We start from the raw sequence: 12,651 nt of genomic DNA, 5'->3' as shown, positions 1-12,651 counted from the left end.
GAAGAAGGCATCAATGTAACTTTTGATGAAAAGAATCCGGATGGTTCTGCAGCAGGTGTTTTCTTTGGTACCAATCAATTTAATATCTCCGCCAATTCAAGACTGGCTTTGGCTAAGTTGGTAAAAATATTTAATAATTACCCTGAAACAAATATTCTAATTGAAGGGCATACAGACAATATAGGTACTCCCCCGTATAATTTATCCCTTTCGCAACGAAGAGCAGATGCAGTGGGTAATTTTTTAAAAGGAGAGGGTATTCCGTCCAATCGGTTAACCATTAAATGGTATGGTGAAACCCAGCCAAAAGCAGATAACAGCACCGATGCAGGAAGGGCTTCCAACCGTAGGGTAGAATTTGCTGTTACAGCAAACGACAAAATGAAAGCCGAGGCCAAACAGCAGGCAACACAAAAAAATTAAGGTATAAGATCAGGTCAGGGACTGTTCTTAATACACCTTCAAATTGAAAGTAAATTTTAAGTACCAAATATTTTAACGCTGTATTCAGTTTTAGTTTTACTGTTATGTGGTTTGAGATTTTTTTAAAAGAAAATCAATACAATTACATAGCAGTATTTTATTTTTAACAAGTGATAACAATTACTGTAGCAAGAGGCGCAGAAACCTTTCAAAAAATTGATATTATCTTCGCTTCTAAACTATAATATCTTACAATGATTTTTGTTACAGGCGGTAGTGGTTTATTGGGTAAAGAAGTAATTACACAATTGCTTGCTCAAGGTAAAAAAGTAATGGCCATCTACAACAAAACTTTATTGCCTGCTTTTAATTCTTCTCTTTTAACACAAGTGCCCTGCGATATTTTAGATGTGGTTGGGCTCGACGAGTTCATGCAACAGGACATTACGCAGATTTACCACTGCGCTGCCATTGTTACATTTAATCCCAGGCGCAAATCGGAAATGTTTAAAATAAATATAGAGGGCACTGCTAATATAGTAAATGCTGCTTTAAATGCAGGCGTTAGCAAAATGGTGCATGTAAGTTCCGTAGCTGCTTTGGGAAGGGTAAAACCAGGGGATATGGTTAATGAAAAAATGCTTTGGACAGAAGAAAACAGCAGCAGTAACTATGGCGAAAGTAAATACCTTGCAGAGCTGGAAGTGTGGCGGGGTATCGGCGAAGGGCTTAATGCAGTAGTTGTAAACCCAACAATTATACTGGGTGCAGGCAATTGGGAAGGTGGCAGTTCTCAAATTTTTAAAAGTGCCTACGACGAATTTCCCTGGTACACAGATGGTGTAAATGGCTTTGTGGATGTAAGGGATGTTGCCGCTGCAATGCTTCAGTTAATGGACAGTGATATAACAGCAGAGCGCTTTATTATAAGTGCCGCTAACAAAAGCTACCAGGAAATATTTAATTTAATTGCTACAGCTTTTCATAAAAAAAAACCGCATAAAAAAGTAACTCCTCTGGTAGCAAAACTAATGTGGCGCATAGAAGCTATTAAAAGCCGGTTTACAGGAAAAGATCCTTTACTAACTAAAGAAACAGCGGCTTCAGCATTATCAAAAGAGTTTTACGACAACAGTAAATTAAAAAGCTTTTTACCCGGATTTACCTACCGGAATATGGAAAAAACCATCAGCGAAACCTGCACTGCATTGCAACAAATGCTTAACAACCATTAATGTATTTTAGCTGGCAATTTTGTTTACAAAACAGCGTTTCAATTATTTAATGTTTGATTAATATTTATGTATGAAAAAAGTCATCTTTTTTTTGTGTATTGTTTTCTTTGCAAACTATAGTATAGCCCAATCTGAGTCATATCTGATTACCGGTAAAGTAATGGATGCAGTAACAAAATTACCACTACTGGGTGCTAGTGTATTTGCACAAAATACTACCATCGGTACAGCTACCGATCAGCAGGGAAATTTTACATTGCGCTTACTCAACGGCGGGTACGACCTTATCATTACTTTTACCGGTTATCAAACCGTAACCCGGCGTATAACTACCGCAGATGCACTGGATAAAAACATTGTGATAGAAGTAGCACAAAAAGAAAAAGCCCTGGAAGATGTGGTAATCAAATCAAGCAATGAAGTAAAAGACGGATTAATAAAATATGGCAGCTTTTTTGAAGAAAATTTTATTGGTAAAACCATCAACAGCAACCAGTGTGTTATAAAAAATAAAGATGTGCTGCATTTTTATTTCTATAAAAAGAAGAACCGCTTAAAAGTATTGGCAACTGCGCCCCTTGAGATTGAAAACACCGCATTGGGTTACACTATAAAATATACGCTTGATTCTTTTACGCATGAGTACGGCACACAGATGAGTACTTATTCAGGCTACCCCTTGTTTAAAGACATGCCACCTGCAGACGAAGCACAAAAAACAGGGTGGTACAATAACCGGCTAAAAGCTTACCAGGGATCTATGTTGCATTTTATGCGGAGTGTACATGATAAAAAAATAAAAGAAGAAGGATTTGAAATTCAACTGGTGGCAAAAACCAATGAGATAGAAACAGCCATACCAGTACAGGATTTTTATGGAGCCATTAACTACAGCATAAATGATAGTACACAGCTGGTAGAGATAACCCCCAATCAGCAAAACATGGCCGTATTGTACAACAGGCAGGCGCCCGCTCCACTCTATCTTGCAGCTACAGGTGATGTACCCAGAAAATTTCAGCTTTCGATCCTGACCATTGCACCGGATCAATCTATAGGCATTGAGCAAAACGGTTATTTCTTTGATCAGAATGATATTGTAATTAATGGTTACTGGACATGGCAAAAAGTGGCAGAAGTGCTGCCCTATGATTTTAGACCGTAGTAAATTTTAATTTGGCATTAAGGCGTTTAAACGTTTTTACTGTATTAATTATTCATGAGTTTGCCTACCTGTTTGCTCCATTACTTTTAAAAAATTTATAACTTATAACTCACAATTCATAACTTTTTTACTTCCCCATTACCTTATCCCAAAGCTGCGGTATTCTTTTTATCCATACCAGTTCCCTTCTTGCCAAACCCGCATCCTGCGCCGGTGTGCCCCAATAAGTTTTGTTTCCTTCCAGGCTATGCGTAACACCGGATGTGCCAAGTAATACAGCGTTTTCACCAATGGTCAATGTCTTATTTACTACCACCTGTCCCCAAAGGGTAACACCATCTTTTATGATTACACAACCGGCAACTACCACCTGTGCAGCAATCAGACAATTTTTACCTATTACGGTATCATGGCCAATGTGAACGAGGTTGTCGAACTTGGTTCCTTTGCCAATTTTCGTAACCGCACTTACGCCCCGGTCAATGGTACAGTTTGCGCCAATTTCTATATTATCTTCCAGTAAAACGATGCCGCAACTGTTCATTTTTTTATACCATACTTTCCTGTTTTTTTTGGTGTTAAAATAAAAGGCATCACTGCCAATTACGGTGCCGGAATGTATCTCCACTTCATCACCAATAATACAGTTATCATAAATACAAACGTTGGGATGAATGATGCAGTTTTTACCAATGCGTACATTATTACCCACAAAACAATTGGGCATTATTACAGATCCTGCACCAATGATTGCAGTATCGCTGATGGCTTTTAGTGAGGCCATAAATGGGGAAAAATGTTGTACAATTTTACTGTATGCTTCAAAAGGATCGTCTGTAACAAGCAATGCTTTTCCTGCAGGTATTGCAGCAGTTTTATCAATGATAATAAAACTTGCGGCGCTATTTATGCACTTCTCATAATATTTCGGATGATCAACAAAAACAAGATCACCCTCCCCGACATTGTGTATTTCGTTGATGCCGGTTGCCAGACCATTTACATTACCAATTAACTCAGCACCGATGAAGGCCGCTATCCATTGTATAGAAACAGGAGAAGGGAATTGCATGCAATAAAAATTTTGGCAAAGGTAGGCTGCTTTATTTTATAAGTGTTGCATGCAAATTTTGTATCAGTATGTAAAAGGACCTGACTTTTATCAATTTTTTTTAATTTTTTTCCGCATCAAACACGCGTCAGAAAAATCATTTTTTATCTCATAAAAATATCAGCTGCCCTCATTATTTATTATTGACAACATAACGCTATAAAAAAATAGCGATCGCTGAAACACCTGTAAAATCAATACTTACAGAGGATTGATATTTTATTGCTTTCCATTAAAATATATTTACAGGGTTAAATATTGCCGTCTCTAATTTGCAATGCGGGCTAAATACAATGCGCCTTATCCACAGCGTAAAATAAAATGTGCATAAATTTTATCAAAATAATTTTTCAGATAGGATAATTTCTTTTTAATATTGTGTACGGAAATTTATTTCCTGGTACTTACTAACCCATTAATATAACAAAGCCTGGCTATCAAATGTCGGGCTTTATTATTTTTACAAGGTATTCAGCAACATTTATTTTACTGCTCATTGTATCATTTTATTCATCCATAATTTATTTTCTGTTGGAATACTACTGCATCATTTACAAACCATTTAATGTGTTATCGCAATTTACATCCGGCGATGGAAAGCAAACACTCAGGGATTTTTTTGATGTGCCCGGCGATGTGTATCCGGCGGGAAGACTGGATTATGATAGCGAAGGATTATTGGTACTTACCAATGATAAAAAATTGAATCACCAGTTACTCAATCCCTCCTTTGCGCATGAAAGGGAATATTGGGTACAGGTAGAGGGAGAAATAAATGATGAAGCCATCAACGATTTACAAAATGGGGTTGATATAACGGTGGATGGAAAAATATACCGCACCAAAAATTGTAAAGCAATGTTGTTTAAAATTGCACCTGTTGTGCCGGATAGAAACCCACCCATCCGTTACCGAAAAAACATACCAACCAGTTGGATAAAATTAATCATCACGGAAGGAAAAAACAGGCAGGTAAGAAAGATGACAGCAGCTGTTGGATTTCCCACGCTGCGGTTGATTCGTTACCGGATAGAAAAGTGCAGTATTGATTTGCTGCAACCCGGCGAAATGAGAATATTAACATCCGGCGAAGCATACCATTTTCTTTTTCCCAATAGAAATGCTCCGCATAAAGTAAACAAATGAGTTTATATCTATAACTTGTAGCCTCTTCTACAAATCGAAACCTATAAAATAATAACAGCACATGCTTAAATCAATGACTGGCTTTGGCCGGGCAGAACAAACAGTAAATGATAAAACATTTTTAGTAGAAATAAAATCTCTGAACGGCAAACAGTTTGAAATGCAATTGCGCCTGCCACCCTTGTTGCGTCCCTATGAGTTTGACATAAGAAATATTTTACAGGAACAATTGGTAAGGGGTACCATTGATTGTGTAATCACCATTAAACAAAACGGAACTTCCAAACCGGTAAATATCAATACCGATTTAATAAAGGCTTATTACCGCCAGATAGAAGAATTGGCAGGCGAACTGAGTATTGATACAAACTCTGTTTTAAGTGCACTATTGCGCTTGCCAGAGGTGGTAACGCCTACCAACGATGTGTTAATTGATACCGATTTTGAAGACTTTAAAAAAGTATTACAAACTGCGTTAACGGAATTAAACAATCATCGGGAGGAAGAAGGTGCAAGCTTGGAGAAAGACCTGATTAAACGCATCACCAATATCAATGCACAGGAAGAAGCCATTGTTCAACTGGAACCTAACCGGATGAAACGCATCAGGGAAGAAATTGTGCAATTACTGGAAGAACATGTAGGCAAAGAAAATTATGATGGTAACCGGCTGGAACAGGAACTGATTTACTACATCGAAAAAATTGATATCCATGAAGAACAGGTTCGGTTAAAACAACATTGTCAATACTTTATTGAACTCCTGTCAAATGGCGATGAAGCAAAGGGTAAAAAATTATCTTTTGTTATCCAGGAAATAGGCCGTGAAATTAATACTACCGGCAGCAAGGCGTATGATGCAGATATCCAAAAATGTGTAGTTACCATGAAGGATGAGCTGGAGAAAGCAAAAGAGCAGGTGTTGAACGTTTTATAATGCTGGCAGTAATTACCCTTCCCGGGTTAGGGCACAATGGATAAAGAGTTTTATTTTTATACAAATTTTTTGTGAGCATGAAGGCATATTTACCCTTAAAAAATTATGGTTTTATATTTGTTGCAATCATGGGCATAAGCACATGGCTGGCAGCTTGCACCCGGCTGGATGTGTTTGAAAAGAATACGGTGATACCCAACAACCAGTGGAGTTTTGCTTTACAGCCTGCGGTTGATTTTGTTATTGCAGATACTACTGCATCGTACAATGTGTTTATTGTATTGCGTCATACAGATGCTTACAGGTATAACAATCTCTGGCTTAATGTAGGTACCCAGGCACCAGGCGATAAAACCCGTTTTAATAAGTTTGAACTGGTGCTGGGAACCGATGCTACAGGCTGGCAGGGAACCGGAATGGATGATATCTGGGAGGTTAGAAAATTAATTACCAACGGTCCGGTAAGGTTTAACAAGGCTGGTAACTACCGGTTTACCCTGGCGCAGATTATGCGGGAAAATCCTTTGCCCAATATCATGAGCGTGGGTATACGGGTTGAAAAAGCACGGTAAGTTTCTGCTACAAGTTTGGCAACAGGATAAAATATTTTATCTGCGGTATTTCTTCACTGCCTTTATTAAATAATCAACAGGTAAATATTAGCGATAGGGTCAATTAACATCACTTTAATAACTGCACAATATTGTAATGACACTTTCTTTTTATAAAACAAAAAAGCTACGTTTAATTTTTTTAGTGTATTGGGTGCTGCTAACATATATTGTAGCAGCTTTGGTATGGTGGTTTATTGCCTTGAATAAGCAAAACCACCTGATGATACAATTTGAAACCCAACAATTGAAAAAGGAGAATCCTGCTTACTTTACTGATATACAAAAATTAAATGCGGTTGAAAAAAGAAAAACAGCGCAGTATATCGGTGAAGGTGCCACCTTTCTTTTATTGATTTTAGCGGGTGCTGTATTTATTTTCAGATCAGTAAAACAGCAATTAAAATCGGGCCAGCAACAGCAGCATTTTATGATGGCCATTACGCATGAATTAAAAACACCGATTGCAGTGACTAAGCTAAATTTAGAAACCCTGCAAAAACGAAAACTGGATGAAGGCCAGCAGCAAAAACTTTTGCAAAATACCATACAGGAAACCAACCGCTTAAATGCACTTTGTAATAATATGCTGTTGGCATCGCAGATAGAGGCAGGCGGTTACAGCATTACAATGGAAGAAATTGATTTCACCGAAATAGTAAAGGAGTGTGTGCAGGATTGCACCATCCGGTTTCCGCAACGGCATATCCATGCTGTAATTGATGAAAATATATTTGTTAATGGCGACAGACTGCTCTTGCAGATAGGGGTAAATAATTTAATTGATAATGCCATTAAATATTCACCCAAAGAAACATCCGTATCTATTTTGCTGCAGGAAAAAAATAAAGAAATCCAGCTATCTGTAAAAGATGAAGGCAAAGGAATTGCGGATGAAGAAAAGAAAAAAGTATTTGATAAATATTACCGCACCGGCAATAAGGCAACAAAAGGAGCAAAGGGCACCGGGCTTGGATTATACCTTACCACAAAAATTGCGCAGCAGCACAAGGCAACTATTTTACTGACAGATAATGTACCCAACGGCAGTAATTTTACAATTGTATTCAGGCAATAGGCATCGCAGTTGGTACAACAATAAATAATTTAAAATGGCAGAAAAAAAAGTGTCTATTTTATTGGTAGAAGATGAAGAAAATCTGCAGGAAGCATTAAAGCTAAACCTTGAGCTGGAAGACTATGAAGTAACCTGCGCCTCCGACGGACTGGAAGCTTTAAAAGCAGTACAGCAGGAGCATTTTGATTTAATGATATTAGATGTAATGTTACCCGAGCTGGACGGTATCAGCGTCTGCGAAAGCATACGTTTGCAAAACAATGAGATTCCTATTCTAATATTAAGTGCTAAAAATAGTAGTGCCGACAGGGTATTGGGATTGAAAAAAGGAGCAGATGACTATTTAACCAAGCCTTTTAACCTGGAAGAATTGTTATTACGTGTTAACAAGTTAGTGGAAAAAAGCAAACGCCTGGCTATTAGAAAGCCACTGGAACAAATTTACAAATTTGGCAAAAACCAGGTAGATTTTAAAGTGCTGGAATGTATTACCAAAGATGGCGAAACGATTGAGCTAACCAAAAAAGAAATCATGCTGTTGAAGCTGCTGATTGAAAATAAAAATGAAGTGGTAACCCGTGAAAAAATTTTACAGGCCGTATGGGGATACAATGTGTATCCAACAACCCGTACCATTGATAATTTTATTTTAAGTTTTCGTAAATATTTTGAAGAGGATAGCCGAAACCCTAAATATTTTCATTCAGTAAGAGGCGTAGGATATAAATTTACTGAGCTTTAAACATGCGTATTTATGGGCGTTCCCTGGCTGAAAGAATGAACAATTCGATCGGCAGCCCGGTACATTTCGGGCATTTTATTTTCTGCGGTAAAGGGAGTATATAATTGCCACTCTACATCATTTAACAATTGTTGTACCTGCAAACTGGTACTTACTGCAACACCCTTTTTATCCAGTTCTTCCGCAATTTTTTTCCCATTTATTATTTCTACCGGAACGGATAATTGCGTGGCGAGAAATTGGCGCAATTCGTTATTCAGTGCTTCGTAAAAGCCTTTGCTATTTTGCTGTACCAGGCAGTATTCTGTATTGGCTAACGGATTAAATAGTACCCTGGGTTTTTCACCACCATTCAATTTTATTTCTTCCTCTGTATTGGCAATTGCCCGGGCTTGCTCTTTCCTGTTTTCTTTCTTTACCCAAAAAAACAAACCCGCCAAAACAATAAGCGCCACAGGAACAATAATCCATAACCGGTTGCTAAAAATGGCAAATGAAAAACGTTCATTGACAGACGGTTCATGAAGGTTATTTTGCACAACAATCTTTTTTCCTTTACCAACGGTAACCGTAATAACAACCGGTTTAGTGGTCATTATTTTATAACTATTCAGGGCAGGATTAAAGTAACTGTATTCAACAGCAGGTAAAGTATAAGTGCCCGGTTTTTTCACAGTAAAAGTATACTCAAAACCCTTGCTGCCGCTAACGGGCACGGCTTGTTTGTTCAGCGATGCCACTACCTTTGGATCGTACGCCTCAATACCAGCAGGCCAGCTAATTTCGGGGGCATTTATCAATTCCATATTGCCCTGCCCGGTAATGGTAAATTGAAATTTACCTCCATCATCGGTTGAAAAATTAGATTTTTCTACCCCGGCATCTAAAGAAAAATTACCTACTGCACCATTAAACGACGCCGGCTTATTGCTGTCGGGTAAGGGCTTTACAGTAATGATTAACGGCTTGCTTTGCAGGGTTACTTTTTCATCCTGCATCGCATCTGCCGGTAACCCGGAAAATCCCAGATCTTCCAAAATTGTGTTGGTATTTCCCTGGCGGCTTTTAAAATAATCTTCCTTTACAAAATGAATATTATTTTCTACTTCAGCCTTCTCTGCTTCCATTTGCCCTGCCTGCAAAGGATACAACTGCGATTTGCGCAAAGTGTACACGTTGTATTGCCTGCCATTTAGTTTTTCAATATCGTAAAATGAGCTGCCGGGCTGCCCCAGGTCAATCACGGAGAAGCCGTTAAAAGAAGGATTTTTAGTGATGTTACTTTCAGATTTCAGACGGGTATACAATTTATAATTTACTACCACCGGCTCACCAATATAGCAACTGGTTTTATCAGCATCCACTTTAATAAAAATATTCTTTGCAATCTTGTTGGGTATATTTTCTCCTTTCTTTAAAATATAATCGCTGTTATCTGTATGCTGCATAGGATTATCATCAAAAGAAGATAACCCACTGAAAGGAAAACCGGAATTATTTTGATTTGTGGAAGCAGTTGCATTGGTAACCTTCAATATTACAGTATTGGTTTTTAAAACTTTTCCATCTGCTTTGGCAATGGCCGGGCCAATGGTAAAGTTTCCTTTTCTTTTAGGTTGCAGTTGGTAGGTGAGGCCAATATATTGTTTGGTAACGCCATTAATTGTTTCCATGCTGCTTTCCTGGTTGGGCCCGCTTAACACAATAAAATCTTTGAGCGAAGGTGGAATAATCTGTTCAACATCGCGGGCATTTTCAATCATCAGCCGCAGTTCAACCGTTTCGTTTTTACCAATTACCGACGGAGAAACAGAAGCACTAAAACGTACCTGCGCCAATAATTTATATTGAACAACAAACAGCAATAAAAAAATAAGTAGTAATATTTTTTTCAATAACACATTAATAACTTGTAATACAAAGGTAAATTATAGCATTGCTGTAATGTAACAGAAAAATATAAATGGTTATAAAAAACTGTTAAATGAATAATAAAAAAGAAGCTTGTTAATGTTCAATGAAGCTGGAAAACATAAAAGCACCTCATTATTAAATAGCCATCAAAAAATTATCCATTAAAATTAAAGGTCTCCCAATTGCGGCCGCAGAATAATGTCTTCCACCACAGCTTGTGGCGATAGTTTAGCGGCTGCTATAATCATTGCTGCAATATCATTTGCTTCCATAATTCTATGCTGACTGTTATCAAAATCTCCCCAGGAAGCTGTCATCACTGCACCAGGATACACTGCGGTAACTTTAATATTGTATGGCTTTAATTCTTCCCGTAAATTTTTACTAAAGCCCATCAAGGCAAATTTGCTAATGCTGTAACTGCCGCCATTTGCGTAAGCCTGCAACGAAGCAATGGAACAAACATTAAAAATATGGCCGTGTTTAGCCCTCATCATGTTGGGAAGTAACAAACGGGTAAGGTGGTAGGCACTGTATAAATTAACAGCCATCATTTTTTCCAGTAATCCCTCTTCTTCATTATAAACACTGCCTGGTAAAAACTGTCCGGCATTGTTAATCAGCACATCCACGGCACCCGCTTTATCCAGCACCCATTCTCCAAATTTTATAACTTCAGTTTTGTCGGAAACATCCGCTGCCTTTGCACTGATGGTACTGTCAGGATATTTCACCTGCAACTCCGCCACCGTATTATACAGGTTTACTTCATTTCTGGCACACAAAAAAAGATGGTTGCCTTCTGCTGCAAAACCAGCAGCAATTGCCTTACCGATTCCTTTGGATGCACCTGTTATTACTACATTCATTATAAAAAAATTAACAGCAAAGCTGTGTAAATATTAAAAAAAATAATTGTCCTGGCTAAGAAGCCATGTGGTACTTCATGTGCGTCGCACACTTTTACATAAAAACAATATTGTACTTCAGCCTTTCCAACCGAAGTTACAGCACTGCAGGCAGGTTTTAAAAATTGTAAAAGAGTATGCGTCAAATTGCTCCAGACTTTTATACAGTATTAATCTAAACACAATACTGTAAACATCTTCGTTTATTTAATAATCAATATTTTAATTGTAAATAAATTTCTGTTCAAGGTATATTCATCTGCAAACTTGGCTACTTATAATCCGGCACTTTACAAACCAAATATTAAACGGGTATTTCTGCTCCAGGTGTGCGGCCCCTTTGTAACCAACTATCCAATGCGCATTTTGCGCTGCTGCAGCATCCCATCAATATTGAATATTTCTTGTTGTGTTGTACCTGATAATGTAAGCAAATACATTGGTCATTGAATTGCTACAAAGTGTAACTCCTGCGAAGTTGAAAAGGTTATAAAGTTTTCAAATTACCAGTAGCTTTGCAAATAAACCTGCAAAAAAATATTAAGATAAGTTAACTTTTCAATAATTAAATTCTTAAAAATAATACGCAACAATTTAACAAACATGGCCGCATACAAACATTTATTTTTCGATCTCGATCATACCTTATGGGATTTTGATGCCAACGCCAAAGAAACACTAACGGAAGTGTATACTTATTTTGAACTGGAAGCAAAAGGGGTTTATCCGTTTATTGATTTTTATAAACAATACCTGCACCACAACGAAATTTTGTGGGACAGATATCACAAAGGATTTATAAGCAGCGATGAATTAAAGTGGAAACGTATGTGGCGCACAATGCTGGAATTTAAAATGGGCAGTGAGCAACTGGCAAAAGATATGAGTGTACATTTTTTAGAGATATTGCCTACAAAAAAAACATTGTTTCCGCACACTATTGAAATATTGAATTACCTGACACAGAAGGGATACAAGCTTCATTTAATAACCAACGGTTTTGAAAAAACGCAATGGAGCAAGATTAATAACAGTGGTCTTAGCCCTTATTTTACACACATGATTACTTCGGAGGCAAGCAACAGCCTTAAACCAAAAAAAGAAATTTTTGAGTATGCATTAAATAAGGCAGGAGCCAGCTTGTCGGAAAGTATTATGCTGGGTGATAACCTTGATGCGGATATACAGGGCGCCATCAATGCGGGCATGGATTGCGTGTTTGTAAATCATTTAAAAATACCTACAGATATTAAAGCAACTTACATCATTCATCACCTGAAAGAACTGGAAGGAATATTTTAGTAAATTTTGCAACTATACACCAGCATTTTATAAAGAAACTAGATACGCTAATTGTGCAGCTATAAATGCTGAACATTAT

Annotated in this window: 12 protein-coding genes; 9 read left to right on the top strand and 3 right to left on the bottom strand. The window is 37.6% G+C overall.

Going from position 1 to position 12,651, the window contains the following annotated elements; translation table 11 throughout:
- The 3 genes from H7254_RS12885 to H7254_RS12875 form a co-directional block, all read left to right on the top strand.
- Window positions 1–423, top strand: a 423-nt coding sequence (locus H7254_RS12885) for an OmpA family protein (protein ID WP_301933357.1), incomplete at its 5' end; no start/stop codon positions are given.
- Between the two features lie 254 nt (window positions 424–677).
- Window positions 678–1,658, top strand: a complete 981-nt coding sequence (locus tag H7254_RS12880; protein WP_301933356.1) for an NAD-dependent epimerase/dehydratase family protein — start codon at window positions 678–680, stop codon at window positions 1,656–1,658.
- Between the two features lie 70 nt (window positions 1,659–1,728).
- Entirely contained in the window at window positions 1,729–2,823 is a 1,095-nt protein-coding gene (locus H7254_RS12875) for a carboxypeptidase-like regulatory domain-containing protein (protein WP_301933355.1), read from the top strand.
- Window positions 2,824–2,950: 127 nt separating this feature from the next.
- Here the strand turns inward: H7254_RS12875 and H7254_RS12870 are convergent, their stop codons facing one another.
- On the bottom strand, window positions 2,951–3,895 hold the full coding sequence (locus tag H7254_RS12870; RefSeq protein ID WP_301933354.1) for a UDP-3-O-(3-hydroxymyristoyl)glucosamine N-acyltransferase: 945 nt from the start codon (window positions 3,893–3,895) through the stop codon (window positions 2,951–2,953).
- A 480-nt stretch (window positions 3,896–4,375) separates the two neighbouring features.
- Here H7254_RS12870 and H7254_RS12865 point away from each other — a divergent pair, with 480 nt between their 5' ends.
- From H7254_RS12865 to H7254_RS12845, 5 genes are all read left to right on the top strand, one after another.
- Window positions 4,376–5,080 (top strand): pseudouridine synthase, encoded by a 705-nt coding sequence (locus H7254_RS12865; RefSeq protein WP_301933353.1) that lies wholly within the window; start codon window positions 4,376–4,378, stop codon window positions 5,078–5,080.
- Between the two features lie 61 nt (window positions 5,081–5,141).
- A complete protein-coding gene (locus tag H7254_RS12860; protein WP_301933352.1) occupies window positions 5,142–6,017 on the top strand; it encodes a YicC/YloC family endoribonuclease in 876 nt (291 codons plus the stop codon).
- Window positions 6,018–6,094: 77 nt separating this feature from the next.
- Window positions 6,095–6,589, top strand: coding sequence for a gliding motility lipoprotein GldH (locus H7254_RS12855; RefSeq protein ID WP_301933351.1), 495 nt, complete (start codon window positions 6,095–6,097; stop codon window positions 6,587–6,589).
- Between the two features lie 136 nt (window positions 6,590–6,725).
- Window positions 6,726–7,706, top strand: a complete 981-nt coding sequence (locus tag H7254_RS12850; RefSeq protein ID WP_301933350.1) for a sensor histidine kinase KdpD — start codon at window positions 6,726–6,728, stop codon at window positions 7,704–7,706.
- Window positions 7,707–7,740: 34 nt separating this feature from the next.
- The gene (locus H7254_RS12845; RefSeq protein WP_301933349.1) at window positions 7,741–8,448 is read left to right on the top strand and encodes a response regulator transcription factor; all 708 of its coding nucleotides are present in this window, start codon (window positions 7,741–7,743) and stop codon (window positions 8,446–8,448) included.
- Here the strand turns inward: H7254_RS12845 and H7254_RS12840 are convergent.
- Entirely contained in the window at window positions 8,445–10,343 is a 1,899-nt protein-coding gene (locus H7254_RS12840; RefSeq protein WP_301933348.1) for a BatD family protein, read from the bottom strand. The two genes, H7254_RS12845 and H7254_RS12840, sit on opposite strands and share 4 nt — an antisense overlap.
- Before the next feature lie 186 nt (window positions 10,344–10,529).
- Window positions 10,530–11,231: an SDR family oxidoreductase gene (locus H7254_RS12835; RefSeq protein WP_301933347.1), complete on the bottom strand. Its 702-nt coding sequence runs from the start codon at window positions 11,229–11,231 to the stop codon at window positions 10,530–10,532.
- A 642-nt stretch (window positions 11,232–11,873) separates the two neighbouring features.
- Between H7254_RS12835 and H7254_RS12830 the strand changes: the two genes are divergently transcribed.
- The gene (locus tag H7254_RS12830; protein WP_301933346.1) at window positions 11,874–12,572 is read left to right on the top strand and encodes a YjjG family noncanonical pyrimidine nucleotidase; all 699 of its coding nucleotides are present in this window, start codon (window positions 11,874–11,876) and stop codon (window positions 12,570–12,572) included.
- Window positions 12,573–12,651: the final 79 nt, after the last annotated feature.

Source organism: Ferruginibacter sp., assembly GCF_014377975.1.
Taxonomy (GTDB): domain Bacteria; phylum Bacteroidota; class Bacteroidia; order Chitinophagales; family Chitinophagaceae; genus Ferruginibacter.
The sequence above is the reverse complement of the archived record's forward strand: the minus strand, read 5'-3'. Positions and strand labels throughout refer to the sequence as shown.

What these genes read in the sequence shown, in the direction of transcription:
- H7254_RS12880 (WP_301933356.1), top strand. Translation starts at nt 678, where the DNA reads ATGATTTTTGTTACAGGCGGTAGTGGTTTATTGGGTAAAGAAGTAATT.
- H7254_RS12875 (WP_301933355.1), top strand. Translation starts at nt 1,729, where the DNA reads ATGAAAAAAGTCATCTTTTTTTTGTGTATTGTTTTCTTTGCAAACTAT.
- H7254_RS12870 (WP_301933354.1), bottom strand. Translation starts at nt 3,895, where the DNA reads ATGCAATTCCCTTCTCCTGTTTCTATACAATGGATAGCGGCCTTCATC.
- H7254_RS12865 (WP_301933353.1), top strand. Translation starts at nt 4,376, where the DNA reads ATGTCGGGCTTTATTATTTTTACAAGGTATTCAGCAACATTTATTTTA.
- H7254_RS12860 (WP_301933352.1), top strand. Translation starts at nt 5,142, where the DNA reads ATGCTTAAATCAATGACTGGCTTTGGCCGGGCAGAACAAACAGTAAAT.
- H7254_RS12855 (WP_301933351.1), top strand. Translation starts at nt 6,095, where the DNA reads ATGAAGGCATATTTACCCTTAAAAAATTATGGTTTTATATTTGTTGCA.
- H7254_RS12850 (WP_301933350.1), top strand. Translation starts at nt 6,726, where the DNA reads ATGACACTTTCTTTTTATAAAACAAAAAAGCTACGTTTAATTTTTTTA.
- H7254_RS12845 (WP_301933349.1), top strand. Translation starts at nt 7,741, where the DNA reads ATGGCAGAAAAAAAAGTGTCTATTTTATTGGTAGAAGATGAAGAAAAT.
- H7254_RS12835 (WP_301933347.1), bottom strand. Translation starts at nt 11,231, where the DNA reads ATGAATGTAGTAATAACAGGTGCATCCAAAGGAATCGGTAAGGCAATT.
- H7254_RS12830 (WP_301933346.1), top strand. Translation starts at nt 11,874, where the DNA reads ATGGCCGCATACAAACATTTATTTTTCGATCTCGATCATACCTTATGG.